Origin of the sequence: Limnobaculum xujianqingii, assembly GCF_013394855.1 — a bacterium.
In the GTDB taxonomy this organism is placed as follows: Bacteria; Pseudomonadota; Gammaproteobacteria; order Enterobacterales; family Enterobacteriaceae; genus Limnobaculum; species Limnobaculum xujianqingii.
This window is the reverse complement of the sequence record NZ_JABMLK010000001.1, coordinates 1,465,630-1,491,611: the sequence shown is the minus strand read 5'-3', so window position 1 is coordinate 1,491,611 and position 25,982 is coordinate 1,465,630. Positions and strand designations below refer to the sequence as shown.

Annotated in this window: 25 protein-coding genes; 11 read left to right on the top strand and 14 right to left on the bottom strand. The window is 43.7% G+C overall.

Annotation, left to right across the window (positions count from 1 at the left end):
• Positions 1–243: 243 nt before the first annotated feature.
• Positions 244–1,014, bottom strand: coding sequence for a L,D-transpeptidase family protein (locus tag GOL65_RS06760; RefSeq protein WP_140919425.1), 771 nt, complete (start codon positions 1,012–1,014; stop codon positions 244–246).
• Between the two features lie 198 nt (positions 1,015–1,212).
• On the opposite strand from GOL65_RS06760, the gene GOL65_RS06755 reads away from it, so the two are divergent.
• Complete coding sequence (locus GOL65_RS06755) at positions 1,213–2,214, top strand: FAD:protein FMN transferase (protein WP_140919453.1); 1,002 nt, start codon at positions 1,213–1,215, stop codon at positions 2,212–2,214.
• A gap of 78 nt (positions 2,215–2,292) precedes the next feature.
• A complete protein-coding gene (gene dinB / locus GOL65_RS06750; RefSeq protein ID WP_140919424.1) occupies positions 2,293–3,348 on the top strand; it encodes a DNA polymerase IV in 1,056 nt (351 codons plus the stop codon).
• A gap of 96 nt (positions 3,349–3,444) precedes the next feature.
• On the opposite strand, the gene GOL65_RS06745 is transcribed toward dinB, so the two are convergent.
• Positions 3,445–4,905: an aminoacyl-histidine dipeptidase gene (locus GOL65_RS06745; RefSeq protein ID WP_140919423.1), complete on the bottom strand. Its 1,461-nt coding sequence runs from the start codon at positions 4,903–4,905 to the stop codon at positions 3,445–3,447.
• Positions 4,906–5,218: 313 nt separating this feature from the next.
• On the opposite strand from GOL65_RS06745, the gene GOL65_RS06740 reads away from it, so the two are divergent.
• Together GOL65_RS06740 and gpt are read left to right on the top strand one after the other, a co-directional pair.
• A complete protein-coding gene (locus GOL65_RS06740) occupies positions 5,219–5,716 on the top strand; it encodes a glutathione peroxidase (protein WP_407657495.1) in 498 nt (165 codons plus the stop codon).
• 153 nt (positions 5,717–5,869) lie between these two features.
• On the top strand, positions 5,870–6,328 hold the full coding sequence (gene gpt / locus GOL65_RS06735) for a xanthine phosphoribosyltransferase (protein ID WP_140919421.1): 459 nt from the start codon (positions 5,870–5,872) through the stop codon (positions 6,326–6,328).
• Between the two features lie 62 nt (positions 6,329–6,390).
• On the opposite strand, the gene rraA is transcribed toward gpt, so the two are convergent.
• Genes rraA through GOL65_RS06700 form a run of 7 tightly spaced genes read right to left on the bottom strand, consistent with a single transcriptional unit; the run spans position 6,391 to position 12,924 of the window.
• Positions 6,391–6,879, bottom strand: coding sequence for a ribonuclease E activity regulator RraA (gene rraA, locus GOL65_RS06730; protein ID WP_140919420.1), 489 nt, complete (start codon positions 6,877–6,879; stop codon positions 6,391–6,393).
• Positions 6,880–6,933: 54 nt separating this feature from the next.
• Positions 6,934–7,926 carry a Csu type fimbrial protein gene (locus tag GOL65_RS06725; protein WP_179038204.1) on the bottom strand — a complete coding sequence of 331 codons (993 nt, stop codon included), beginning with the start codon at positions 7,924–7,926 and terminating at the stop codon, positions 6,934–6,936.
• Entirely contained in the window at positions 7,923–10,451 is a 2,529-nt protein-coding gene (locus GOL65_RS06720) for a fimbria/pilus outer membrane usher protein (protein WP_181377702.1), read from the bottom strand. Before GOL65_RS06720 ends, GOL65_RS06725 begins: the two co-directional genes overlap by 4 nt.
• Positions 10,452–10,462: 11 nt before the next feature.
• On the bottom strand, positions 10,463–11,257 hold the full coding sequence (locus GOL65_RS06715) for a fimbrial biogenesis chaperone (RefSeq protein ID WP_140919418.1): 795 nt from the start codon (positions 11,255–11,257) through the stop codon (positions 10,463–10,465).
• A 27-nt stretch (positions 11,258–11,284) separates the two neighbouring features.
• Positions 11,285–11,806, bottom strand: coding sequence for a Csu type fimbrial protein (locus GOL65_RS06710; RefSeq protein ID WP_140919417.1), 522 nt, complete (start codon positions 11,804–11,806; stop codon positions 11,285–11,287).
• A gap of 49 nt (positions 11,807–11,855) precedes the next feature.
• Positions 11,856–12,338: a Csu type fimbrial protein gene (locus tag GOL65_RS06705; RefSeq protein ID WP_179038203.1), complete on the bottom strand. Its 483-nt coding sequence runs from the start codon at positions 12,336–12,338 to the stop codon at positions 11,856–11,858.
• A gap of 58 nt (positions 12,339–12,396) precedes the next feature.
• Complete coding sequence (locus GOL65_RS06700; protein WP_140919416.1) at positions 12,397–12,924, bottom strand: Csu type fimbrial protein; 528 nt, start codon at positions 12,922–12,924, stop codon at positions 12,397–12,399.
• A 621-nt stretch (positions 12,925–13,545) separates the two neighbouring features.
• Between GOL65_RS06700 and frsA the strand changes: the two genes are divergently transcribed.
• From frsA to proA, 4 genes are all read left to right on the top strand, one after another.
• Entirely contained in the window at positions 13,546–14,793 is a 1,248-nt protein-coding gene (gene frsA / locus GOL65_RS06695; RefSeq protein WP_140919415.1) for an esterase FrsA, read from the top strand.
• A gap of 54 nt (positions 14,794–14,847) precedes the next feature.
• Positions 14,848–15,252, top strand: a complete 405-nt coding sequence (crl, locus tag GOL65_RS06690; protein ID WP_140919414.1) for a sigma factor-binding protein Crl — start codon at positions 14,848–14,850, stop codon at positions 15,250–15,252.
• 113 nt (positions 15,253–15,365) lie between these two features.
• Positions 15,366–16,469, top strand: a complete 1,104-nt coding sequence (proB, locus tag GOL65_RS06685; RefSeq protein WP_140919413.1) for a glutamate 5-kinase — start codon at positions 15,366–15,368, stop codon at positions 16,467–16,469.
• Positions 16,470–16,480: 11 nt separating this feature from the next.
• Positions 16,481–17,734 carry a glutamate-5-semialdehyde dehydrogenase gene (proA, locus tag GOL65_RS06680; RefSeq protein ID WP_140919412.1) on the top strand — a complete coding sequence of 418 codons (1,254 nt, stop codon included), beginning with the start codon at positions 16,481–16,483 and terminating at the stop codon, positions 17,732–17,734.
• A 65-nt stretch (positions 17,735–17,799) separates the two neighbouring features.
• Here the strand turns inward: proA and GOL65_RS06675 are convergent, their stop codons facing one another.
• On the bottom strand, positions 17,800–18,090 hold the full coding sequence (locus GOL65_RS06675) for a hypothetical protein (protein WP_140919411.1): 291 nt from the start codon (positions 18,088–18,090) through the stop codon (positions 17,800–17,802).
• A 130-nt stretch (positions 18,091–18,220) separates the two neighbouring features.
• Positions 18,221–18,853, bottom strand: a complete 633-nt coding sequence (locus tag GOL65_RS06670) for a LysE family translocator (protein WP_140919410.1) — start codon at positions 18,851–18,853, stop codon at positions 18,221–18,223.
• A gap of 246 nt (positions 18,854–19,099) precedes the next feature.
• Here GOL65_RS06670 and GOL65_RS06665 point away from each other — a divergent pair, with 246 nt between their 5' ends.
• A complete protein-coding gene (locus tag GOL65_RS06665) occupies positions 19,100–19,951 on the top strand; it encodes a bifunctional helix-turn-helix transcriptional regulator/GNAT family N-acetyltransferase (protein ID WP_179038202.1) in 852 nt (283 codons plus the stop codon).
• An 89-nt stretch (positions 19,952–20,040) separates the two neighbouring features.
• Here GOL65_RS06665 and GOL65_RS06660 read toward each other — a convergent pair whose 3' ends face one another.
• Genes GOL65_RS06660 through GOL65_RS06650 form a run of 3 tightly spaced genes read right to left on the bottom strand, consistent with a single transcriptional unit; the run spans position 20,041 to position 22,351 of the window.
• Positions 20,041–20,364: a YnfA family protein gene (locus GOL65_RS06660; RefSeq protein ID WP_140919451.1), complete on the bottom strand. Its 324-nt coding sequence runs from the start codon at positions 20,362–20,364 to the stop codon at positions 20,041–20,043.
• Positions 20,365–20,366: 2 nt separating this feature from the next.
• Positions 20,367–20,882 (bottom strand): methylated-DNA--[protein]-cysteine S-methyltransferase, encoded by a 516-nt coding sequence (locus GOL65_RS06655; protein WP_228723064.1) that lies wholly within the window; start codon positions 20,880–20,882, stop codon positions 20,367–20,369.
• On the bottom strand, positions 20,879–22,351 hold the full coding sequence (locus tag GOL65_RS06650) for a DNA-3-methyladenine glycosylase 2 family protein (RefSeq protein WP_179038201.1): 1,473 nt from the start codon (positions 22,349–22,351) through the stop codon (positions 20,879–20,881). Before GOL65_RS06650 ends, GOL65_RS06655 begins: the two co-directional genes overlap by 4 nt.
• A 584-nt stretch (positions 22,352–22,935) precedes the next feature.
• Here GOL65_RS06650 and brnQ point away from each other — a divergent pair.
• Together brnQ and proY are read left to right on the top strand one after the other, a co-directional pair.
• Complete coding sequence (gene brnQ / locus GOL65_RS06645) at positions 22,936–24,258, top strand: branched-chain amino acid transport system II carrier protein (RefSeq protein WP_140919407.1); 1,323 nt, start codon at positions 22,936–22,938, stop codon at positions 24,256–24,258.
• Between the two features lie 86 nt (positions 24,259–24,344).
• Positions 24,345–25,709 carry a proline-specific permease ProY gene (gene proY / locus GOL65_RS06640; RefSeq protein ID WP_140919406.1) on the top strand — a complete coding sequence of 455 codons (1,365 nt, stop codon included), beginning with the start codon at positions 24,345–24,347 and terminating at the stop codon, positions 25,707–25,709.
• Positions 25,710–25,982 lie beyond the last annotated feature (273 nt).

The window sequence follows — 25,982 nt, the reverse complement described above, 5'->3', positions numbered from 1 at the left end:
TAATATTGTTGTATTTATAGTCTATTTTCTGGCGAGTAGTGTAAGTCAGATAATAAAAAAAGAATAATTATTTTTAGAGCGAATGACCATTTTGTGTGGCGCTTCAAAAAGCGTTTTTGGCGAAGAGAGATTTCTCGGCGAAGTTTATTATAATTTATTGATATATTTATAATTATTTGGAATTAATTAAACGGTCAAAAAGCAAGAATATCTATCTGACCGTTTATCAGTATTGCCTCATTTTTAGCGATAGCTAAACTTACCAATAAATTCCTCAGTATTTCTGGAGAGATTATTGGCATACATATTCTGAGTTTGTGGTAATGCGGGTTCTGCTAATGCATAACGGCCATCTACAACAGAAATATTTGGAGGTTGGTGAGTGGCTTCAAAATAGTCATAACCAGCCTTTAGTTGCTGCCAGAACTCTTGATACTCTGAGTCTTGATGACGACGCATATTTTCGGTGGTCATACGGAACGGGAAAATATTGATATTCACCTGCTGTTGACCGTTTTTCATTGCTGCTTCGACAAATTGATAAATCTCGGCAATTTGCTCATCGGTCATGGCATAGCAACCGGCTGAAACACAGGCACCATGTATCATTAGGTAGTTACCGGTAAAACCATGGGCCCTGTCATATTTGTTAGGATAGCCAATATTAAATGCACGATAATATTTACTATTAGGATTCAAACTATTGGCAGTTATTTGATAGAATCCTTCCGGGCTTTTATTATCTCCCTGACGTTTTTTAGGGCCTAAGCCACCTGAATAGCTACAGATAAAATAAGTTCTAATGTGTTGATAGCTATTTTTGTTTTTAACAAATAGCTCAAGTTTATGTTCTTCCTTAATAATACGAATATATACTGGAAGGCCTAATAGTTTTTGTTTCTCTGATGGAGCGATAGATTGCTTGGTTACCGGTATTGCCTGTGATTCTGCTGAAGAATAGAAGGATACTGATGAAAATAGCAATACGCTGAGCAGGAATAAGTATTTGCTCATTTGTGTCCCTGTTGTTAATTATATAAACTTACCTGTTAATAAAATATAAATTGATGTTATTTTAACCAATTCATTTTCGAGTAGTGTAATAGTAATAAGTCGGAATAAATAATATTTTTATATAACAATGTGTGACTTTTTGTTTTTAATAATATGTATATTGAGGTGGGTTTCTTGAATATTATCTCTAATCTATTGATGCGATTATTGGTTTTTGTAACGGTGTTTTATATTTCAGGATGTGAACCTCAACAATCTGCTATTAATGGCAAAACGATGGGGACTTATTATTCAATAAAATATATTGAAGATTCAAAATCACCTGAACGTGCTGAATTACAAAAACAAATTGATGTTCTATTAGAAAATGTCAATAACCAGATGTCCACTTATCGGCCAGAATCTGAATTAAGCCGATTTAATCAATATCTTAATATTAATCAGGTTTTTCCTGTTTCTGCAGCAACGGTAAAGGTGATCAATGAAGCTGTCCGGATAAATCAGCTTACTCAGGGCGCTTTGGATATTAGCGTCGGGCCTTTGGTAAACCTTTGGGGGTTTGGACCTGAAGAGCATAAAGACCAGCTTCCCTCAAATGCAGAACTACAGCAGAGAAAGGCTTGGGTAGGGATGGATAAGCTAAAAGTTGAAGGTGATGGTTTAATTAAGAAGATACCTGAGCTTTATCTCGATCTCTCTGCAATTGCCAAAGGATATGGCGTAGATGTAGTGGCTGAATATCTGGAATCAGTAGGAATTAATAATTATCTGGTAGATATTGGTGGCGAGGTGAGAACCAAAGGGCAGAATGACCGCCAACAGTCCTGGCGTATTGCCATTGAGAAACCCACTGCTGGCATTGAGCAAAAAGTGCAGGAGGTGATTGCCCCTGGCGATATGTCCGTTGCTACTTCAGGAAATTACCGCAATTACTTTGAAGTTAATGGCGTTCGTTATTCCCATACCATTGATCCAAGGACCGGTTGGCCGGTTTCCAATGAAATAGTTTCTGTAACGGTGCTAAGCCCGTCCTGTATGACGGCTGATGGATTTTCAACGGCGATTGGCGTATTAGGATTGGAAAAAGGGATGGAACTGGCAAATCAGCAGCAATTACCGGTGATGATAATTACCCAGTCAGAATCGGGTTTTATTGAGCACTATTCTGAGACATTTAAGCAAAAACTAATAACTCCTTGATTCTCCACAGCTCATTTTGCTTGAGAGATAATGCTGTATTCTGTATATTTATACAGTATTTTGTGGTGGGAGTATGACGTGCGTAAAATCATACATATTGATATGGATTGCTTTTATGCAGCCGTAGAAATGCGGGACGATCCTTCGTTGGTGAATGTCCCTATGGCTGTAGGTGGCCGTAGGGAGCAGCGTGGGGTTATCAGCACGGCTAACTATATTGCCCGCCGCTATGGTGTTCATAGCGCCATGTCGGTCGCTCAGGCACTAAAATTGTGCCCCCATCTTAAGGTTTTACCTGGGCGTATGGAGGTATATAAAGATATCTCCAAACAAATTCAGCGCATATTTCAGCGTTATACCTCTATTATTGAACCCCTTTCTCTGGACGAAGCTTATCTGGACGTGACCGATTGCCCCCTGTTTAATGGCTCTGCTACTTTAATTGCTCAGGATATTCGGGCTACTATTTATCAAGAGCTGAAACTGACCGCATCTGCCGGAGTGGCATCCATCAAGTTTTTGGCCAAAATAGCATCGGATATTAATAAACCTAACGGCCAGTTTGTGATTGCACCTGAGCGAATCGATGAGTTTTTATCAACACTGCCGTTAACTAAAATTTCTGGTGTAGGAGCGGTAACAGGGAAAAAATTGGCGGATTTAGGTTTACATACCTGCAAAGATGTTCAGGATTTTGATTTAGCCACCTTACTTCATCGATTTGGCAAATTTGGTCGAATCTTGCATGAACGTTGCAACGGCATTGATCGGCGAGAAGTGTGTAGCGATCGGCAGCGTAAATCTATTGGTGTGGAAACAACGTTATCGGAAGATATTCACGACTGGCAAAGTTGTCTGAGTGTCATTGAACGTTTATATCTGGAGTTGGAACGCCGCTTAAGTAATGTCAGGCCAGATTTACGCATTGCCCGGCAGGGTGTAAAGCTGAAGTTTAATGATTTTCAGTTAACTACTCAGGAACATGTCTGGCAAAAACTCGACAGAAGCGATTTGTTAACTGTAGCGGAACAGGTCTGGCAGGAACGGCGTCAAAATAGGGGAGTAAGGTTGGTTGGATTACATGTGACGCTGGTGGATCCTCAGATAGAAAAACAACTGGCGTTATTTTCGTAACCTACCTGTATGTTATCGAAGCTATAGCAGAGTTTTATTCCAATTCAGATAAAAAAATAACGGCGGATTTCCGCCGTTATTTTTACATCATGATGATTAATTGCGTTCAGGAATTGATTTTAATACCTGAGTCAGCAACTGCCAGTAACGACCAACGCTGGCGATATGAACCTGCTCATCAGGTGAGTGTGCACCAGTAATGGTTGGCCCGATAGAAACCATATCCATTTCAGGATAAGGGCGCTTGAACAGACCACACTCCAGACCAGCATGAATCACCATAATATGAGGTGTGGTATCGAATAGCTTTTTATAGCTTTCGCGTACCAGATTCATAACCGGTGATGCCGGGTCTGGTTGCCAGCCAGGGTAACCGCCTTTAGCGTTAACCTCTGCACCAGCTAATTCACCCAATGAAGTCAGTACTTCAACTACATACTCTTTACCGCTGTCGATTAATGAACGGATCAGATAGAGAACCTGAGCATAGTCCTGTTCGGTGCTGACTACACCAACGTTCAGGGAGGTTTCAACCACACCCTTAACGGAATCACTCATGCGAACCACACCATTAGGGCTGGCGTTAATCAGGCCAATCAAACGTGACTGGCTATCCAGCGTCAGAGCCTGTGAACCACATTCAGTTGGTTCAACCAGCAATGCTATATTTTTTTCAACAGCCGCCAGTTCATGATTCAGCAGAGCCAGATAATCAGCACTCGCTTTTTTCAGCGCTTCAGCATTAGCCGCTGGCAGGCTTAATACCACGGTAGCTTCACGTGGAATCGCGTTACGCAGGGTACCGCCATTGAAAGAGAGCAGGCGAATTTGCAGCGTTTTAGCATGAGTTGCCAAAAAACGAGCCATCAGCTTGTTAGCATTACCTAAACCCAGATGGATATCACCACCAGAGTGACCGCCTTTTAACCCTTTTAATGAGAGTTTAAACAGCTGGTTACCCGCCGGTGCTGCTTCACGGGTAAGTGGCAATCTTGTAATACAGTCTACGCCACCGGCGCAGCCCATATATATTTCACCTTCGGTTTCGGAGTCGGTGTTAATCAGGATTTCACTTTGTAGCCAGTTTGGCTGTAAACCGAAAGCACCATCCATACCGGTTTCTTCAGTCATGGTTAACAGAACTTCAATCGGACCATGAGTTAATGTGTCATCGGATAACACAGCCAGAGCAGATGCCATACCAATACCATTATCGGCACCCAGTGTAGTACCACGGGCTTTTAACCATTGACCGTCTACATAGGTTTGTATTGGGTCTTTTTCGAAATCGTGCTCAGTGTCGTTATTCTTTTGTGGAACCATATCCAGGTGAGCCTGTAAAACCACAGACTTACGATTTTCCATACCCGCAGTCGCTGGTTTACGGATCAGTATATTGCCGACAGCGTCGCGTTCAGCATGCAGTTTTTTTTCTTTTGCCCAGTTAACAATGTATTGCGCTAAGGCTTCTTCATGTTTAGATGGATGGGGAATTGAACAAATTTTTGCGAAGTGTTGCCATAGATGCTGTGGCGAAAGTTGAGCTAAATCAGACACGATAAGTCTCCTGTAACAATCTTCTGGTCAACGGCGAGGAATGCCGATGCTGTTATCAATAAGATTAGGGTAACAATAACATGGTTTTTTTAATTTCTTCTGCAACAGAATAACATTGAAAGCATAGAATTTGGCGTATATATCGTGTTGTTTGTCTATATTTTACTCTTTTCTCACTGCATAACAGGTAGAAGAATAGAATATAAGCCGTTACCAGGCTGGAGCTATAGTTGTTTTAGTCCAGAACTGGTTGAAAAGAACGTTTATTCACTATAATAGACGTTAACTAACTGAATTGCCGGAGTGCTTTGTGTTGAATCAACTGTTTTCTATTCCATTGCTTAACATCCACGGCGAAACAAAAAGCATGGGTGATTTTATGGCGAAAGCCATACTGGTAGTGAATACCGCCAGTGAATGTGGATTTACGCCGCAATATCAGGAGTTGGAACAGCTGTGGCAACGTTACAGTGCTCAGGGATTGATGGTATTGGGGTTTCCTTGTAATCAGTTTGGTCAGCAGGAGAAGGGTAGCAATCAGGAGATTGAAGCTTTTTGTCAACTTAACTACGGCGTTAGTTTTCCTATGTTTGCTAAAGTTGAAGTAAATGGCTCAGATGCTCATCCACTATTTCGTTATCTAAAGTCAAAAGCACCGGGATTATTGGGGCATCAGGCGATCAAATGGAACTTTACTAAATTTTTAATTAGTGATGAAGGACGAAGGGTGGAACGATTTGCTCCCGTGACAAAACCACTGACGCTGGAAGATAAAATTGTTCGGATATTGACGGTTTCTCCAACAGATTAGTCAGACTGAACCAATATACGTTTGGATCAATTAGTTTATTTTTCTCTGATATAACCGCTGGTTTTTATCGGCGCGTCTCTTTATAATCTGCTGCAACTTTTTTCCCCCTGATTATTATAGAAGCCATGATTTACTGGCTGGGATTCGATTTATATGAGCGAAAAATACGTCGTCACTTGGGATATGTTGCAGATTGAAGCCCGTAAGCTTGCCCATCGCTTACTGCCGAAAGAACAATGGAAAGGTATCATTGCTGTGAGTCGTGGTGGTTTAGTGCCTGCTGCGTTACTGGCTCGCGAACTCAGTATCCGTTATGTAGATACCGTTTGTATCTCCAGCTATGACCATGATAATCAGCGCGAAATGAAAATTTTGAAGCGTGCTGAAGGCGATGGCGAAGGCTTTATTGTGATTGACGATTTAGTGGATACCGGTAGTACCGCTAAAGCAATTCGCGATATGTATCCAAAAGCTCACTTTGTGACTATTTTTGCTAAACCTGCTGGTCAGCCGTTGGTGGATGATTATGTAGTTGATATTCCACAGGATACCTGGATTGAGCAACCGTGGGATATGGGCGTCGCATTTGTGAAGCCAATTGGTGATTGCTGATTATCTGATTCTGATACAAAGCCCGGTTAATGCCGGGCTTTGTCGTTTTTATGCTTTCGTTATCAGACGGGATTAAGAATGATGATACCGTCGTCGTCAGCATAAATATAATCTCCCTCCTGGATTATCTGACCGGCGAATTCGACGGGTTTCCCCAGTGTACCTTCAGACTTCTGGGCGGAGCGTAGTGGTATGGCGCCGAGCGCTTTAATGCCGACAGGCATCTGAGCCAGCTCTGCTTTATCACGGATATAGCCGTAGATAATCGCTCCCTGCCAACCATTATTAATCAAATTAGCCGCCAGATTATCCCCCAGCAGAGCGCAGCGCGTACTTCCTCCACCGTCAACCACCATAATTCTGCCGTTACCGGGTGTCAGGCTCAGACTTTTTACCAGAGAGTTATCTTCAAAACACTTTACTGTAGCTACGGGGCCATGAAATTCAGTTTTCCCACCAAAGTCAGTGAACAGTGGTGCAAATACCCGAACGCGGTCGCTAAAGGCATCGCACAGATCGGCTACTTTGGTGATGTTATTGGGGTTACCCATTTTTTATTTTTCCTTGTATGAAAAACAATCACCAGAAACATAACTGATTGTGTCTTAATATTCCACGACAAACTGGACAGTATCACTATAGCTACCAGCGGGTTGTGCTGGCTGGCTAGGGTTAATGATCGCTGAGTAGATCAGGCTTTGGCTCAGACCGTTACCGGTGCCAGATAACTTGGACAGGCTGTTCCAAACCGTGGTGTTGTCGGGGTAATAGATATTGTATTGCAGGAAACTGTTTCCTGAGCCTTTCATTTGTCGCCAGGGATCGCTGTAGTTATCCCCATTAGTAAAGTAGGTTTTATAGGGTGTTTGAGCTGAGCAAGTAAGAGTTACCGTGTTATTAGCTTTTATCGGGAACTGATCGACAAAGGCGCTGCTGCCAAAGTTAATATTGGTTGTAGTGATAATTTGACAATCTTTAGTCACAATCAGCTTTATCTGAATGGTGCTGGTGCCTTCATCTGGGGGAGACAGGCTGATACAGGCTCCTAACAGGTTAGCCAGACACATTTTAGAATACCAGTAGATAGTCACTGTATCTGTATAGGTTCCGGCAGGAATATTTTGCAGAGGAGTCGTCTTGGTGTAAATCGTCGTTGAACCGCCTAGTCCAACCACCAACAGATTAAGAATATTAAGGCCACCAGCCCCATAGTTTACGGCTTGATCCTTGATAAAAGGATAGTTGGTGGTGTTATCGGCGTATAACATATAAGGGATTTTTGCGCCGGGAATCTGCGTGTTAACCAGATTCATGTTATTGGTGGTAGTTTTCAAGGTTCCGGTTAATACGCTACCGGATAACAGGTCAATGCTTAGCCCTGAACAGGAAATCCCTCCTGGCCCGGAAGTGCTTAGTCCGTTGGCGCTATTGACGTTAAATGAGCTGGTGGTTCCAAGATCTTCTGCCGCAGGACTGGCGGTAATTCTGCAGGTAGCAGCCTGTAGTGGAGATGCTATGAGCAAAATAAACAGGGCAATACTCAGAACCATATAATGAGTTAAGACAGACGATGATGGTTTGCTGTGTATGTTATTCATGGCTTGCCTTCTTCTGAGCACACCAGCGTATTTAGCGTAATGACCCCTGTGGGTTCTGGTGTTGGTAACGTAAAGTGAACGTAACATTGAGCACGGTTATCAGCTCGTTGAACCACTAAATTGTTTTCTGCTGCGATATTTTCCAGATAGGAATCCCCATCCCAACCGACATAACTCACATTGTCCTGACCGTTTAAATAGATAATGCTGCCCCTGGGAAGTGGAGTACCGGTGCTATCCACCAGCGTCAGGGTGGCCGGTAAGATTTTGCTGACGGGAAATTCAATAACAGTACCGCTGCTTTGCTTAACTGAGCGATATTGTTCAACCACTGGGACTTTTACATCGGCGGGTAAACCAATAGGGTCAATTTCATATTTACCATGGGTATATGAGGTAACGGTTGGAATCAGCAAGTATCCGTTACTGTCGGTTTTCCCCAGTGGCTGATTTTCATAACGCACCGGAATATCCGGATAGCCAGTGGTTGAGATTAATGCGAAAGAGTCACTAATGGTTCTGGAGGCATAAAGGTTTTGCTTAATCGCAACCACTGAACCGCTGACTTCTCCCCAATAGGTTTGTTGGTCGCTACCATAAATCCCTCCCTGAAGGCGCATTTTTCGTGCTGAGAGGTCAAGACTGGCCTGTTTGTAATCTGTTTGGCCAGAAGGGTTTTTAGCATAAGAGAGATTCCATCCCAGTCCGCCATCGGTAGGTGCTGCCCGGTTATAGTTAGCCTGATGTGTCCAGTTATTATTTTCATCACGACTGGAACTGACAGAGGCTCCCCCCCAATCTCCTAATGGAATGCTGATAATCACTTGCGCACTATAACCGGAAGCGCCAATTTCACGGTTAACCGAAGCATACAGGCTGCTGTTCTTAAACAGAGGGACACTGTAAGACAGGTTTAGCAATCGAAAGCGATGATTATCCGACTGATGAACATCAAAGTAACCAATACCGATAGAACCATATTGGTCAAATGAGGTGTTAGCCGTAATTTGGTCAACCTGTTTGTCTAACCGGTAGGTACTTTTATAGCTGGAGAGATCGCCATAGCCACCACTACGAATGACTCTTTGGGCATTAATTCCGAAATAACGTTGAGTGTAAGAGTAACCAACAGAGCTTTGATTACCATTAAGAGAGTGATTATCAGACGGCGTGATATCAGGTGATAGAGTAGGGGCGTTTGCCGCTTTAAAAGCATCTTTTTGTGCATGACTCTGGCTGTATGAACCACTTAAGATACCAAAGGAACCAAGTTTAAGATTGGCTCCAATGCCTTCTACATTTAGCTGACTGGCACCTTCTGCCCGGCCTTCCAGCGTCATCCAGTTAGTTAATCCATAGCGCAGAGTGGTGCTGGCGGCATTATTATCATAATCAAAATTTTTCAGACCATAGTTATTACGGATCTTTCCTGCTGACAGGCTAAAGTCGCTTAGCCCTTGTTGTAGCAATTCACTGGAGACGTAAAACGATACTGATGTATTAACCTGACGGCCCAAAGGATCGGTTACCACCACGTTAGCATTACCAGCACCATTAATGTAAGGCACGGTTTCAATGGTAAAGGGGCCGGGATTGACGTTTGAGCTGGAGTATTTGTAGCTATCGATGTAGACATCAACCGCACTGGGAACGGCTGCCTGTCCAGCAAACTGGGGTAAAGGATATGTAATTAAATCCGGACGGGTTGAGAAGTTACGACCAATCTGTAACCCACCAAGGCGAATGGAGGTACTCCAGGAAAGGGCGTCTGTAATAATGTCGCCGATGCTGTATTTCAACATGCGTTTTTCATCGTTGTAATACCATTTGGTATCGTAGCGAAGATAGCGGCTGTCGGTATTATTGTTGGTATCAGAATTCAGATTTTGGTTATAGATGCCATTATTAGAGAGCACACCGATAGCGCCTAATAAACGCTGTTCCGTATAGGCAGAGACAGCATTGCTTTCTGTATCGCCAGAGTTATGGCTGGCATAGATATCATAGTTAAACAGCAGACCAAGCGTGCTTTCAGCCTGCTCAAAAGACTGAGTTTTATAATCTTTGATTTGTTGTTCTGGTAACCAGTTGGATGGCACTGTGATTAATAATTGCTGAGTATTACTTTCGTAACTGGCCTGCACATCTTTAAGCGTATCGATTTCAACTTCTGGAGAATCAGTAATTTTTAGCGGCAAACCAAGTCGATTAAATGCTTCAGAAGTAATGTAGTAATGGCCTGAGCGGTAAGAAACCGGGGTGATATCTTGTGTCTGACGACCATTAATAACGATTTCCAACATGAGTGACATTTCGGGTAGCTCATCGGTATCGGAAACCGGGCGCGGTGGCGCATCCGGTCTCTCTGATACCGATGAATTGACCGTTGATTCTGATAAGGTCGGCTGCACAGCCATTAGTGGCAGTGAGAACAGCAGAATATTCAAAGGCAATAAGACTTTGTTGAGCAGGGCGTCGCGCAGAAACACACCAGCATCAAATTCTCTTGCTGCGTTAATCATCATCTTAGTTGGCACTAGCGTTTAATTAGTTGAACCGGGTCAGGATCGTTATTAATTAGTGCCTGCAGCTTGTCATAGCCAGAAGAACGACTGTTTTTAGAAATAGGGAAACGCATAACGGAGCCGGGTAGCACATATCCCACCAGACCATCTACCAGTGTTGTAGTTTTGTTTCCGGACAAATTGCTCAGTTTTGACAATCGTGCATGAACCTTACCGTCATTCCTGACGCTGAGATAAGATTGCCCATTCAGATTGCTTATCTGATAACTGAGTTCAGGCGTTGTTGCGGTTTTAATGTCTCTGTTTTTATTGTAATCAGGATTGGTCCAAATCCCCTGGCCACTGACAAACAGAGGAATGGAGTAACGCATTTGGAATTTCACGCCGATACTAACATTCTGATTATCCTCTGGTTCATTATCCTTTTTAGCTCTTGGCGTTTCATCTACCAGAATTCGGTAGGCTTTTTCCTGATTAGCCGGGATTTTGATATTTTTTACCAGACGAACCATCTGACGTTTTCCCGGTTCGATTAGAACGAAAGGTGGACTAACGGATATATCCGATTGCCGTTGGTATTGGTTTTCACCTGAGCTTTGTTGCCACTCCAACACTCGAATTTGCATATAAGCAGGTTTACTATCCTGATTCTCCAGCCAGATGGCGGTAGCATTTTGTTCATCTTCAATAACTGGATCGATTGGCCAGATAAGAATTGAGCTGGCATAGGCTAGTGATTGAAAATAGAAACAAAAAAACAGCAGGGCAGAGGTAATCAGTAAAATAGGTTGTTTTATATGTGTCATAGATCTTTCATCCGTAAACATAATAGTTTAATAACTGACGGTAATTAATACGGTATCGCTGTATTGCCCGACGGCAGGTAGTGAGGTAGAGGAAAACAGACGAGCGTAAATATCGATCTTTTGTACGCTACCATCGCTCATGACTGTTAAATTTTGCCCACCATTGCTGTTATTTCCCCAAATGGTGGTGTGATTACTATCCTGATAGAGCTGGTATTTCAGGGTGTTGGTACCCGTGGCGAGTTTCATTAATCGGCCAGTACCAACGGTTCCTCCGCTGTTCAATCCGCCGTCAATACCCAAAGTGACATTGGTTTTTGGTGTGCATCTCACCATGATCGAGCCGGCATTTTGTGTTGATGTCACATCGATATTGTTGAACAGTGAGGAGATATTGTTACCAAAATTGATGCCAGCAGTGATGGTGGCATCAATTTTGACGTCTTTGGTTCGAGAGTCGGCATAAACGACAGAGGCCATGGCGAAACAAGTTAAAATCAGACCCAGAGTAGAAATCACGATCATAAAAGCAGGAATAGTTTTTTTCATTTTTGTTACCAACTTACTGTAACTTGCACCGTATCGATGTAGCTATCGGCTACGGGAGTTGATTGTGCTGGAATATATCCATAGACTTGACCCATTCCTGTAGGCCATTAGCAGTTTTAGTAATACCCAGAGTATCGTCCCAGATAGCGGTGTAATTAGCGTCACTGTAGAGGTTATAGTTGATCCGTTGGCCAGACTGACTGCCAGTCATATAGCGTTGTGCTACGTTGCTGCTTTTTCCTGCCCCTAACACGATCTGATAATTAACTCCGGGTGCACACTGCACCAGAATGGCTCCGGCATTACTTTGTCCGATAAGTTTTATCTCTCGACTTAATGTACTGTGAGTACCAAAATTCATTACGCCAAAGGTTGTGGTTCCCCCGGAGGTAGAACCCGCACTGCAGGCGGGAAAGACGTTGGCAGTGATGGAAACCGTTGCCGATTTTACCGTTACTGCCAACACCGATGATGGGGTAATAATATTGACTACCAACAGGATGCATTGGCAGGTTTTAAACCAAAGATGCATTGTTACCCCTGATACTCATTGCGTATATATGGCTTAAGTTGGAGATACTTAAGCGGAATTACCAGTCCACAGTAACCAGGACGGTATCCGAATAGATACCGGCTGACGGTGTGGTTTGTGGCGGCACCAGACCATATACGGTCAAATCATCAGGAACCCCGGTTGAGGTTCTGCTTAATAACGTTGTATCTTCCCAAAGTACGGCGCGTAGGGAATCCTGATAGAGGTTATAATTTACAAACTCGCTTCCCTGAGCCAAACGACGTTGCGTGCCTTGCGCGTGCTCACCGCTATCGAGAGTAACGGTATAGGGTAGGGTATTCGTGCATTGAACTTTGATGGTGCCACTGCTGCTACTGGCTGATTGTGCTGTAATATCATTGGCTAATGTGGAGTGACTACCAAAATCCAGTGTACCCAAACCTGTTGGTGAACCCTGAACGCTATTACCATTGATTGCACAGCCATTCGTGATGGTTAGTTGTACGCCTAATGTACCGCTTACCTGACCATTGCCGGCAGCAAAGACAGTGGCTGAACTGATTAGTGATGTTATGCAGGTTAATGCAAGAAAAACTTTCTTCATGTCTTTGCTCCTGAGATGGTTAAAGCATATTTAAATGATGATCTATTCCCCACCTCAATAAAAATAGAGGTGTTGTGATTTGCATTTTTAATCTGATAGGTTATTTCTGTTCAGATATCTATGAATATAGTAATGATTCTAAAATCTTCAATTAAACATAATGATATTTTTAGCTTCAGTGCTATATATTGGTGGTTTTCTGTTTTTTTGAGTGTTTTTTTTATGGCTTTAAATTATTTTTAGTTTATAAATCAATTTATTAGATTGTCAGTGTAATTTTTGTGGGATATTAATTTTAACAGTATCAAACACAATACAATTAATTAATATTAGATGTTAGTCTAACTTTAAATATTGAGACAATAGTGTTTTTATTAATGGAAATTAATTTAAGTGGTAATTAAAATATAACTTATATATATAACATGTCGACTTGGGTTATTTCCGGTTAATAAGATAGTGGTTAATTGTTTTGTTACCTATATTGGTAGTGAAAAGTAAGGCTGTGTAATTATCCCGTTGTTGACTTCATCTGCTACCATTTATTGGGTACACTGGTGGAATCATGTTATTCAGGCCGAGTTATAAGCATAAGCCTGTACAGGAGATTGTTGCACCATCATGCCAAAAGCTAATCTTTCAGAAGTGCTGTTTAAACCCTCTTTTAAACACCCGGAAACCTCAACGCTGGTCAAGCGTATAGAACAAACCAATGCCAGTATTCAATCGTCACTGGAAGGCGAAACTCAATCAAATTGGTATCGTATGATTAATAAAACCATATGGTCCTGGCGTGGTGTTGACCCGATAGAGGCTGAAGAGGTTCTGGCGCGTATTGCCGCCTCGCCTAATGAGCGAACGGATGAAGGGCTGTTAGATACGGTAGTTGGCTATCGGGGGGGAAACTGGATTTATGAATGGGCAAAAGAGGGGATGGTCTGGCAAAAAAAAGCCTTAGATCTGGCTTGTCAGGATCCGATAACCGCGGGCAGTTATTGGCTAAAAGCTTCTCACTTTTACAGCATTGCCAGCTATCCTCACCTGCGGGGCGATCAGTTAGCGGAGCAGGCAGAATTATTAGCTGACAGAGCTTATAAAGAAGCCGCAAACTATTTACCCTTTGAGTTGAAATCTATCGACTTTAAAGTTGAAGGTGGCAACCTGGCGGGCTTTTTACATATTCCATCCGAAGGAAAAGGGCCACATCCAACGGTTTTATTGTGTGGGGGATTAGATAATCTGCAAAACGATTATTATCCTCTGTTTGTGAATTATCTGGCACCAAAAGGCATTGCGATGCTGTGCGTTGATTTACCTTCCCTTGGTTTTTCATCTCGCTGGACCTTAACCGAAGACACCAGTCTGCTCCATCGTCAGGTATTGAACCAATTAGATCAGGTGCCATGGATTGATCATCAACGTGTGGTGGCGTTGGGTATTCGTTTTGGTGCCAATGTCGCAGTTCGTCTGGGATATCTGGAGTCACGTCGCTTGCGCGGAGTTGCCTGTTTAGGGCCGATTGTTCATGATTTGTTTGTAAATAAAGAAACTCAACTTAAGACGCCAATTGTCTATCGGGATATGATCGCCAGTCGCCTGAAGATGGATTCAACAACCGATAATTTATTACATACTGAATTAATTCGATATTCGCTGAAAACGCAAGGGCTGTTGGGGCGACGCTGTCCAATTCCTATGTGTTCAGCCAGTTTTGAGAAGGACGTTTTCAGCCCATTATCTGAATCAAAGCTGATCGTTTCTTCTACCGGAGATGGAAAATTAATCACAGTCGCTTCGACCCCATTACTCAATAATTTAAATAGCGGATTGGAACAATTAAGCGAGTGGATTAATCAAAAGTTATGCTAATATCCCCAGCGGCTGTTAACTGGTTGTTAAATTATAATTTACTGGGGCTACATCATGCTATTAGCAAATGGTCATTCAAGAAACAAGCTGATTAAAGAATTTATCACTCTGGGACCGTATATCAGGGAGTCTCAATGTAAAGGGAATCACTATTTTTTTGATTGTCTGGCTGTCTGCGTTAGCAGCAAGCCAGCCCCGGAAAAAAGAGAATTTTGGGGATGGTGGATGGATATCGAAGCTGATGAACAGGGCTTCACCTACAGTTGCCAAATCGGGCTGTTTGATAAAGTCGGTGAGTGGCAGGTAAAAACCATTAAGGATGCGGATATTCAACAGGAAGTTGAGCAGAATTTGCAATCCTTTCAACAAAAGCTTCAGGATTACCTGACGTCTATTAAACTCAGTTTCCGCCCCGTCCAAACTGAAGCGGCAAAAAGTCCGGATAAACTTTCAGTCTGATCAATTTTTTCTCTAAATCTCGCCTATTTCGCGTTATGCCTGTTGGCATAACGCGTCACACCTGATAAAAAGGTCTTCTTGCATCTTTTCTTGATATTCAACGGCAGAACATTATGAATAGCAGCCAAACGCTGGTGGTTAAATTGGGAACCAGCGTACTTACAGGCGGGTCACTGCGTTTAAACCGTGCCCATATTGTTGAGTTAGTGCGTCAGTGCGCGCAACAGCATGCACTTGGCCATCGTATTATTATCGTGACGTCTGGCGCGATTGCCGCCGGACGTGAGCACCTTGGCTACCCCGAACTACCCGCAACCATTGCTTCCAAGCAATTGCTGGCGGCAGTAGGACAAAGTCGATTGATTCAGCTTTGGGAACAGTTGTTTTCAATTTATGGCATCAATATTGGCCAAATGCTGCTTACTCGTGCCGATCTGGAAGATCGTGAGCGCTTTTTAAATGCGCGCGACATGATGCAGGCTCTGCTGGATAACCAAATTGTTCCGGTGATTAATGAGAACGATGCGGTAGCAACAGCGGAAATCAAAGTCGGTGACAATGATAACCTTTCTGCACTGGCCGCTATTCTTGGTGGTGCCGATAAGCTATTACTACTAACCGATCAGTCAGGATTATTTACTGCCGATCCGCGTCATAATCCGGATGCAGAATTAATTCGGGAAGTTCACAGTATTGATAGCGCATTACGAGCCATTGCTGGTGATAGCATCTCCGGGCTGGGAACCGGGGGCATGGCAACAAAACTGCAGGCTGCTGATGTCGCTGGCAGAGCGGGTATCGAAGTGGTGATTGCCGCAGGCAGCAAGTCGGGCGTGATTGGCGATGTGATTAATGATATCTCTGTCGGTACACGTTTCCACGCTCAGACATCACCTCTTGAGAACCGCAAACGCTGGATTTTTGGCGCACCGCCTGCAGGCGAGATTACTATTGATGATGGTGCTGTACAGGCCATGCTGGAACGGGGAAGTTCGCTGTTACCGAAAGGTATTAAGCAGGTAAAAGGCGATTTTTCTCGCGGTGAGGTTATTCGTATTCGCGATCTGTCCGGGCGTGATTTAGCCCACGGCGTGGCGCGCTATAACAGTGACGCATTGCGCATGATTGCAGGACACCATTCTCAGAAAATTGATGAAATATTAGGTTATGAGTATGGTTCGGTTGCTGTTCACCGCGACGACATGATCATCAACTAGGAGTATTAGCAATGTTAGAGCAAATGGGGATGGCCGCTAAAAAGGCATCTTATCAATTAGCGGTGCTAAGTTCGGCCAAGAAAAACCAGGCGCTGGCGGTGATGGCCGACACGCTGGAAGCTAACAGCGATACTATTCTGGCTGCGAATGAAAAAGATATCGCGAATGCACAACAGGCGGGCCTGAGTGAGGCGATGATCGATCGTCTGATGCTGACGCAATCCCGGCTGGCATCTATTGCCAACGATGTGCGTCATGTTTACCGTTTAACCGATCCTGTTGGTCATATTATTGATGGCTCTTTAATGGACAGCGGTTTGCAGTTACAGCGCCGTCGTGTTCCTCTTGGCGTAGTTGGAGTGATTTATGAATCTCGTCCTAATGTAACCATCGATGTTGCTTCGTTATGTCTGAAAACCGGTAACGCAGTGATTCTGCGCGGTGGAAAAGAGACAGTTAATACTAATCAGGCAATGGTTGAAGTGATTCAACTGGCGCTTAAAAAATGTGGTTTACCCGCGGCGGCAGTGCAATCCATTGATAACCCGGATCGTGCATTAATCAACGAACTGCTTAAACTCGATCGCTATGTTGATATGATTATTCCTCGTGGTGGGGCGGCACTGCATAAGTTATGTAAAGAGAATTCTACTATTCCTGTGATTATTGGCGGCATCGGTGTTTGCCACACTTTTGTTGATGAGTGTGCTGATTTTGATAAAGCGCTGATGATTATTGAAAATGCCAAAACTCAGCGCCCAAGCACTTGTAATACTCTGGAAACACTACTGGTACATCGTGCGATCGCCTCGACATTTTTACCTAAGCTGGCGGAGAAAATGCACTCTTGTGGCGTAACGCTGCATGCTTCACCAGAAGCCATGATGTATCTCAGTGGTGGAGAAGTGAAAGTTGTGCAGGTAAATGATGAAGAGTATGACAACGAGTGGCTGTCACTGGATCTGAATGTTGCTGTTGTTGAAGGGTTGGATGAAGCAATTGAACATATTCGTTTACACGGCAGTGCTCACTCGGATGCCATTTTAACCCGCTCTCTGAATAATGCTGACCGTTTTGTTAATGAAGTGGATTCTGCGGCGGTATATGTTAATGCCAGTACGCGCTTCACCGATGGTGGACAGTTTGGCTTAGGTGCAGAAGTTGCTGTCAGTACACAAAAACTTCACGCTCGTGGTCCAATGGGGCTGGAAGCATTAACCACTTATAAGTGGATTGGCTTTGGTGATGATTTAATTCGTCGTTAATCATTCAGTCCATTTAAAACAAAAAACCCGCTAACGGCGGGTTTTTTGTTTTCAGCAACGTTCGCTTAAAAGTTGGTATAACCTTTTTCACGCATACATTCACCAACCAGATCAACTTGCTGTTGTTCTTTCACCAGAAGTTTATTCACGGTTTCATCAGAACCAGTTTCATTGAGTGGGTCTGGATGATAGCTGTTGTTGGCAGACGATCTGCTCTCTTTCTCACACTGGACTCGGTCGGCGTCAGCAGTTTGTGCTGATGCGCCAGCCTTTGACCAGTTACCTACCTCTGGTGCGCTGTTACAACCAGCCAGCACAAACAGAGATAGTAGTGAGACAATGAATACCTTACCCATAATCACTCCATTAATAAGTTGATAATCCACACCTGAATAAATATAGACTAGTTTTGATAACGGAATAATTTATAAGTGAAATTATGATGATAAACAATAGTAATTGTATGGATAATCAACTTTCAGAACATTATCTGCGCGCTTCAAATGCCATTCTTATTGCCAGACCAGCCAGAACTGTTCCCATTAACCAGCGCTGAACCAGCATCCACGCAGGTCTTCCCGTCAAAAAGCCAGCAATAGAACCAGCCATAATGGCAATCAGTGCGTTGATGGTGACGCTGGTAACAATTTGGATTGAACCTAAAACCAGCGACTGGATTAATACGCTACCGTGATCTGGGGTAATAAATTGTGGTAGCAGAGATAAATACATAATGGCAATTTTGGGGTTGAGCAGGTTGGTGATGAACCCCATTGTGAACAGCTTTTTAGGGCTGTCTTTAGGTAAACTTTTAACCTGAAATGGCGAACGTCCTCCGGGTTTAACTGCCTGCCATGCCAGATAAAGTAAGTAGATCATCCCACCAAAACATAAAGCTTCATAGGCATAAGGCACGGCCAGCATAAGCGTAGTAATACCAAAAGCTGCACATAACATATACAGCACAAAGCCTAAAGCAACACCGGTTAATGATATCAGCCCGGCAACCCGCCCCTGAGAGATAGAACGAGATACCAGATACAGCATATTTGGACCAGGGGTTAATGCCATGCCTAAAGACAAAATTGAAAACGCAATAATCTGTGATGTATCAGGCATAAGTCATACCTTCTGGTCGATGGATTAGCACAATGAGGTGGGAACACTTCTGTTATAGCTGATTTTTTCAACAATAATCAATCACTGATTTGTTATTACGCTGATTTAATTTCTTTATCTCTGGATATTGATTTGGTTGTTATTGTCAACTAAATTAAGTTGATATTAATTACTATATCTGAGGGCGGCATGGAACCAACATCTTTACGATATTTATCGAGAATTTTAGTGAGAGAGCTGGGGGTAATGGATAAATGGGTGAGCGGAACCCAGCTTTCTCCTTTACAGGCCCATAGCCTGATTGAACTTGATGATCAGCCCTTATCCGGTTTGGAGCTGGCTACTGTGCTTAAAGTAGATAAATCCAGCGTGAGTCGTATTCTGCAAGGGCTAAAACAGCAGGGGCTGATAGAGATATATCCTAACCCGGTTGATGGTCGCAGTACCTTGAACCAGTTAACCAAAAACGGTCGAAAACAGCTGGAAGAGCTGAATAATCTGGCTAATGCTTACAATGCCCAAATTCTTCAACAACTGGGTTCAGATGAGTACCAAACTCTGATGTCGTCAATGAAGAAATATGCCTCAGCCATACAGAGTGTAGCCAGACAGTCTTCCAGAACCATTACTATTCGCCCGATTGAAGCCAGAGATAACGCGGCGATTGCCGGGATTATTATGTCCGTATTTGGTGAATATGGCTTGTTAGGGCAAGAAGGTTTTAGCTTCTCGGATCCGATACTTCACCAATTATCAGAAGTCTATAACCAGAAGGGGAGCGCTTATTGGGTGGTTGAGCTGGACGGTATTGTCTCCGGCGGTGTTGGTATCGCGCCAATGGAAGATGGATATTGTGAATTACAGAAGCTCTATTTCTTACCTTCAGTCAGAGGTATGGGTATTGCCCGTCGCATGGTGATTACCGCACTGGAGTTTGCTCGTCAGCAGGGTTATGACTACTGCTATCTGGAAAGTACCGCAACGCTTAAAGAGTCACTGAAGTTATATGAATCGGTGGGGTTTGAGTATGTGGAAGAAAGAGTTGGGGCGAGTGGGCATCATGCTTGTGAAGTGCTGATGGTGAAGAAGTTACTGTAGGACAGGAAGAATATAGAGAATATTCTGTCCGCAGGTAATGTAATGCTTTGCCCGATGAATATACGGTTGTCGGGCAAAGGATATGATTCTTAAGCTTTCCAGCCAGAAACTAAAATTAACACGCCAGCCAAAACTACCGTGGCACCCAGCCAGTCATACATAGATAGCCTGATGCCATCCACCAGTCTTAACCAAACCAGCGCGGTGGCAATATAGATGCCACCGTAGGCAGCGTATACCCGACCACTGGCAGCAGGGTGAAGGCTCAACAGCCAGACAAATAGCGCCAGACTACCTGCTGCGGGAAGCAATATCCAAATGGAGGCTGACTTTCTTAACCATAAATAGGGGAGAAAGCAGCCAATAATTTCTGCTAAAGCAGTCGCAATAAATAACAGCAGAGTTTTAAGCATCATTAGCTGGCATTCTCTTTTTCAAAAGCTAATAGTTTTTGTTTAATTGGCAGCCCTCCTTCATAACCGGTTAGCGAACCATCACTTCCGATCACTCGATGGCAAGGAACAATCAGACTGACTGGATTATTTCCATTGGCTGCTCCTACTGCCCGGGAAGCCTTTGGATTTCCAACGCGAGTTGCCAGAGTTTGGTAGCTTATGGTTTCTCCAAATGGAATTTTACACAGCTCATTCCAGACTTTTATCTGGAATGGCGTACCATACAGGTTAATTGGTAAATCAAAATCAACCCTTTTTCCTTGTTGATATTCACGAATTTGCCGGGCAATGAACTCAACTTTGTTGTCGTCACGAGTCACTTCAAGTCGTTTGGCATATTCCAAATCCTGTTGGGTATGAAATGACAGGCGAATAAGCTTATCCGACTCATCCAGCCAGGCAGACAGCGAACCAAACTGGCTGTCAAAGATGCCAATTGTTTTGGCATTTATCAGGCTTTTGCTCATTGGTCTCATGATTTTTTCCTCAGGCTTTCCCATAAACAGGTGGTTGCCTGCGTACGGAATGGACTAAATGGTTTCATTAACTGTTCGGTTTCAGCCGCGCTGGGGCGACTATCCAACTGATAAAATTGTTGTAGGGCAGCATAAAGACCGCTATCACCAACGGGAACACAGTCGGCAAAACCCATGCCGCGCATTAGCGTATAGCGAGCAGTCCAGGGGCCGATGCCTTTTAACTCACAAAGTTTTCTTTCAGCCACAATGGCAGAACCCTGACTTAATTGCTCTAAATCGAGCTCCCCACTGACAATGGCTTTAGCCACGCCGATAAGATATTGAGCTTTTGACCGGGAAAATCGAATGTCGGTGAGTTGGTGCGGTTCCAGCTTTGCAATTTCTCTGGCAGAAGGGTGAATACGAAAACCATCTTGCCTGATTACCGGGCCGGTTAATTTAACCAGGACCTGCCGTAACATTGCGGCAAAAGTCAGGTTAATTTGCTGACCAATGATCGCCCAGACCAGTGATTCAAAAGGATTAGCAGTCATAGGCACATAGATGACAGAAGAGGATTCAATTAATCGTGCCATATGTTTGTTTTGTCGGGCGCTGCTGCGAAAACCGGTTACATCGGCATTCAGTCCCAATAACCGCATCACCTGCTGGTGAATTTCTACTCCCACTGGTTGTTCGCTATTGGCGGTAAACTCCTCAGGTAGTGTCCAGTGGCAACGGGCAGTATGCCCATCAATATGCAGATGGATAATCACTGGATATCCATGAACCCACAGCGCTTTAGTAAAACCAGTCTCATCAAGATATTCAGAAAGACTCTCTTTATCACGCAGGTGATAGCGCCATGCGTAATCAGCGGTGAAGTCATCCGGCAGTTTTAGCGTAAATTCATTGCTGTTATTTAATAAGCGCCAGGCATTGGGCGTCATGGCCATATGGGCTGAAAACTGCCGGTGAAAACTGGCTTCGCTTTCAAAACCAACAGCCAGACCAACATCCAGAATGCGCTGCGATGAATTAATCAGCGCATTACAGGCGGCTTTGATACGTTCACGATTGAGTAAATCCGCTGGCGAAAGATGAGCATGCAGGCGAATTAATTCATTAAGTTTAGTAGTACTGATACCACAGCTTTTTGCCAGTGAGCTGACATTGGTAAATGATGATGGGCAAGCGCGAATGCGGGACAACATCTCGATAAACAGATTTTCATCAACGCTTTCTCTCCGATAAAACAGATCGGGGCGACAGCGTTTACAGATTCTGAATCCTTCGGCGACGGCTTCCTGTTCGGTTGCTAAAAAGCGGATATTTTTTAACAGCGGCTTTCGGGCAGGGCAGGAGGGCAGGCAGTAGATACCCGTTGATTTTACACAGGTAAGAAATTTGCCGTCATACTTCTGCTCATGATTCAGAATCGCCTGATACATGAAGTCATCGTTCCAGCGTAATGGTTTGAGTTTCATTGCAGCGCCTTGTGTTGTGACTGTCATCGTTTACCTTCAATACTGTCGCCTGAATAAACTATCTTATCTGTTTTTTGCCTGATAGCAGAATCTACCGATGAAGTAAAAAATGGGTAGATGTCCTGAGGGATTATTGTGACCGCAGTAAAATTGCCAGTCCTCTCAATTACACCGTTAGATATTTTCTGTACTGAAAATTTTAGCTAATGCTTTTGAAAGTAAAATAACCCTAAGCAACGGTTTTTATTTAAGATTAAAAAATGAGCTAATCATGAATGAATAAATAGATTTTTATGCTAAAATGCGTGTCATTCAGACTGCTATTTAACCTTTGTTTAGATAATTGTTCTGTGATTGCCAATAAGACTTGTTTTCTATGGCGATTATTGTGTTTACTTAGCGCCGTTATTGGTGAAGTCACCATAAAATCATCTTTTTTAGTATATAAATTATCCAATTTAATGTTGTTAAAATGCCATTCAGGCAGACCACTGTGCTGCAGAACAACGGTAATGCAACGCATTTGCGATGTGACAAAATCAACATTTTTGACGATTTTTTTGATAAATATGTAATGGTTTAATATGAAACAACTGAGTTCTAAAGATATTATCGCCTTAGGCTTTATGACGTTTGCCCTGTTTGTTGGTGCCGGCAATATTATTTTCCCTCCAATGGTAGGGTTACAGTCTGGTGAAAACGTTTGGATTGCGTCATTAGGCTTTCTGTTAACTGCTGTGGGTTTACCGGTAGTTACCGTGATTGCGCTGGCCAGAGTGGGCGGGGGTATTGAAGCGCTCAGTTCTCCAATAGGTCATAAAGCTGGATTACTGTTGGCAACTATCTGCTATTTAGCTGTTGGTCCTCTGTTTGCCACACCGCGAACCACAACAGTATCGTTTGAGTTGGGTATTGCTCCGCTGTTATCCGATAAAGACAGTAGCTTACCGTTATTCATTTATAGTCTGGTCTACTTTTCTCTGGTGATTCTGGTTTCTCTCTATCCGGGCAAGCTACTGGACACCGTTGGCCGTTTTCTGGCCCCGTTAAAGATTATTTCACTGGCGGTTTTAGGTATTGCTGCACTGCTATGGCCTGCCGGTGAGCACTTGCCTGCGGTACAGGTTTATCAGAATATTCCATTTTCCAAAGGGTTTGTTGAAGGTTATCTGACCATGGATACCTTAGGCGCTCTGGTATTTGGCATCATTATTGTTAATGCAGCACGTTCTCGCGGTGTTTCCAGCCCTACATTATTAACCCGTTATACGGTAGTGGCTGGTTTGATTGCCGGTATTGGTTTGACGCTGGTCTATTTGAGCCTGTTTAATTTAGGTTCTGGCAGTGGTTCTCTGGTACCTGATGCTACTAATGGTGCGGTGATTCTTCATGCCTATATTCAACACACCTTTGGTGGCTTTGGTAGCTTCTTCCTGGCGGCAATGATCTTTATTGCCTGTATGGTGACGGCGATTGGCCTGACCTGTGCCTGTGCGGAGTTTTTCTCTAAATTACTGCCGTTATCCTACCGGACTCTGGTGTTTATTCTGGCTATTTTCGCCATGGTGGTCTCTAATTTAGGGCTAAGCCATCTGATTCAGTTCTCGGTTCCGGTATTAACTGCAATTTATCCTCCTTGTATCGCTTTGGTTGTATTAAGCTTTACCAGTCGCATGTGGCGTTCTGAAAGTCGTATTATGATCCCGGTAATGCTGGTAACATCAGCGGTCGGTATTTTGGATGGTATTAAAGCATCAGCGATAGCGCACATTTTACCGAGCTGGATTGATAATCTTCCGGGTGCACAGCAGGGGCTGGCATGGCTGCCTCCTGCGGTTATAACATTAGTGATTGCAGTGATTGTCGATCGTCTAATGCCTCAGCATCAGGAAGCATCCAGAACGTAATTTTTAGACAGGGTATTATTTATTGATAATAAACGCCGCGGTCTTAATCTGCGGCGTTATAACGAGAAAAGACGAGTAACTTCGGCATGGAAAATCAAACCAACAAACTTAAACGAGGCTTAACCGCTCGTCATATCCGTTTTATGGCGTTGGGGTCAGCAATAGGAACCGGATTGTTCTACGGTTCCGCCAGTGCAATAAAAATGGCAGGCCCAAGTGTTCTATTGGCCTATCTCATTGGCGGTGTTTTCGCCTTTATCATTATGCGAGCGTTGGGGGAGATGTCTGTACATAACCCACAGGCTGGCGCATTTTCCCGCTATGCACAGGATTATCTGGGGCCATTAGCGGGATATATCACCGGTTGGACTTACTGCTTCGAAATTCTGATTGTAGCCATTGCTGACGTCACGGCTTTTGGTCTGTATATGAGTTTCTGGTTCCCGAATGTCGAACTTTGGGTCTGGGCATTGAGCGTGGTACTGATTATCGGTGCGATTAATCTGGTACACGTAAAAGTATTCGGTGAGTTTGAGTTCTGGCTGTCGTTCATCAAAGTTGCCACTATTATCATTATGATTCTGGCAGGCATTGGTATCATCGTCTGGGGCTTTGGCAATCAGGGTGAACCAACAGGCATCCATAACTTATGGACTAATGGTGGATTCTTCGCCAATGGTTTTATCGGTATGGTTCTGTCTCTGCAAATGGTGATGTTTGCTTATGGCGGTATTGAGATTATTGGTATCACTGCGGGTGAAGCTGAAGATCCGAAGAAGACCATTCCAAAAGCCATCAACTCTGTACCTTTTCGCATACTGCTTTTCTATGTAGGTACACTGTTCGTTATTATGTCTATCTACCCATGGAATCAGGTTGGTACTCACGGTAGCCCGTTCGTTCTGACTTTTGAGAATCTGGGTATTACTGCTGCAGCCGGTATTCTGAACTTTGTCGTGATTACCGCTTCGCTTTCTGCGATTAACAGCGACGTGTTTGGTGTAGGCCGTATGCTGTACGGTTTGGCAGAGCAGGGACAGGCACCAAAAATGTTCACTACGCTGTCTAAACGTGGTGTACCGTGGATTACCGTGCTGTTTATGATGGCTGGTCTGTTGGTTGCGGCTTACCTGAACTACATTATTCCTGAAGATGTATTTGTGGTTATTGCATCGCTGGCAACCTTTGCTACCGTATGGGTATGGATTATGATCCTGCTGTCACAAATAGGCTTCCGCCGTAAGTTAACGCCAGAGCAAATCAGCAAGTTAGATTTTCCTCTGCGCGGGGGCACAACCACTTCTGTTATTGCTCTGATCTTCCTGTTTGGCATTATTGGCCTGATTGGTTATTTCCCAACTACGCGTATTTCGTTGTATGTAGGCTTTGCCTGGATAGCGTTGTTGGTGGGGGTTTACTATTTGAAGGGGATGCAGAAGAAGCGCAGTTAATTGTTGTTAGATAGAGTTAGTTGAAAATGGCCCCGATAACCGGGGCCATTTTTTGTTGGGTATTTTGCCCTTGTTCTTAGCTTTTGACCTTAGTTTATGTCTTTGCTCTTAAGTCTTGGTGTAAGTTTCGTCCGTAATAGTGCTGAGTTTATCTCAACGCCAGTGTAACGGCCGAGCAGAAGGGGTTAGCGAACCCCCTCTGCACTCCCGCGCTTTCGCACAGGAATTCAGGTCGCTTAGGCGACTTCCTTCCTCCTTCGTTCAGCCTTAACG

What these genes read in the sequence shown, in the direction of transcription:
- GOL65_RS06755 (WP_140919453.1), top strand. Translation starts at nt 1,213, where the DNA reads ATGCGATTATTGGTTTTTGTAACGGTGTTTTATATTTCAGGATGTGAA.
- GOL65_RS06650 (WP_179038201.1), bottom strand. Translation starts at nt 22,351, where the DNA reads ATGAAACTCAAACCATTACGCTGGAACGATGACTTCATGTATCAGGCG.
- proA (WP_140919412.1), top strand. Translation starts at nt 16,481, where the DNA reads ATGTTAGAGCAAATGGGGATGGCCGCTAAAAAGGCATCTTATCAATTA.
- GOL65_RS06760 (WP_140919425.1), bottom strand. Translation starts at nt 1,014, where the DNA reads ATGAGCAAATACTTATTCCTGCTCAGCGTATTGCTATTTTCATCAGTA.
- GOL65_RS06715 (WP_140919418.1), bottom strand. Translation starts at nt 11,257, where the DNA reads ATGACACATATAAAACAACCTATTTTACTGATTACCTCTGCCCTGCTG.
- proB (WP_140919413.1), top strand. Translation starts at nt 15,366, where the DNA reads ATGAATAGCAGCCAAACGCTGGTGGTTAAATTGGGAACCAGCGTACTT.
- brnQ (WP_140919407.1), top strand. Translation starts at nt 22,936, where the DNA reads ATGAAACAACTGAGTTCTAAAGATATTATCGCCTTAGGCTTTATGACG.
- frsA (WP_140919415.1), top strand. Translation starts at nt 13,546, where the DNA reads ATGCCAAAAGCTAATCTTTCAGAAGTGCTGTTTAAACCCTCTTTTAAA.
- GOL65_RS06675 (WP_140919411.1), bottom strand. Translation starts at nt 18,090, where the DNA reads ATGGGTAAGGTATTCATTGTCTCACTACTATCTCTGTTTGTGCTGGCT.
- crl (WP_140919414.1), top strand. Translation starts at nt 14,848, where the DNA reads ATGCTATTAGCAAATGGTCATTCAAGAAACAAGCTGATTAAAGAATTT.
- GOL65_RS06705 (WP_179038203.1), bottom strand. Translation starts at nt 12,338, where the DNA reads ATGCATCTTTGGTTTAAAACCTGCCAATGCATCCTGTTGGTAGTCAAT.
- GOL65_RS06720 (WP_181377702.1), bottom strand. Translation starts at nt 10,451, where the DNA reads ATGATGATTAACGCAGCAAGAGAATTTGATGCTGGTGTGTTTCTGCGC.
- gpt (WP_140919421.1), top strand. Translation starts at nt 5,870, where the DNA reads ATGAGCGAAAAATACGTCGTCACTTGGGATATGTTGCAGATTGAAGCC.
- proY (WP_140919406.1), top strand. Translation starts at nt 24,345, where the DNA reads ATGGAAAATCAAACCAACAAACTTAAACGAGGCTTAACCGCTCGTCAT.
- GOL65_RS06710 (WP_140919417.1), bottom strand. Translation starts at nt 11,806, where the DNA reads ATGAAAAAAACTATTCCTGCTTTTATGATCGTGATTTCTACTCTGGGT.
- GOL65_RS06725 (WP_179038204.1), bottom strand. Translation starts at nt 7,926, where the DNA reads ATGAATAACATACACAGCAAACCATCATCGTCTGTCTTAACTCATTAT.
- GOL65_RS06665 (WP_179038202.1), top strand. Translation starts at nt 19,100, where the DNA reads ATGGATAAATGGGTGAGCGGAACCCAGCTTTCTCCTTTACAGGCCCAT.
- GOL65_RS06670 (WP_140919410.1), bottom strand. Translation starts at nt 18,853, where the DNA reads ATGCCTGATACATCACAGATTATTGCGTTTTCAATTTTGTCTTTAGGC.
- GOL65_RS06700 (WP_140919416.1), bottom strand. Translation starts at nt 12,924, where the DNA reads ATGAAGAAAGTTTTTCTTGCATTAACCTGCATAACATCACTAATCAGT.
- GOL65_RS06655 (WP_228723064.1), bottom strand. Translation starts at nt 20,882, where the DNA reads ATGAGACCAATGAGCAAAAGCCTGATAAATGCCAAAACAATTGGCATC.
- GOL65_RS06660 (WP_140919451.1), bottom strand. Translation starts at nt 20,364, where the DNA reads ATGCTTAAAACTCTGCTGTTATTTATTGCGACTGCTTTAGCAGAAATT.
- rraA (WP_140919420.1), bottom strand. Translation starts at nt 6,879, where the DNA reads ATGGGTAACCCCAATAACATCACCAAAGTAGCCGATCTGTGCGATGCC.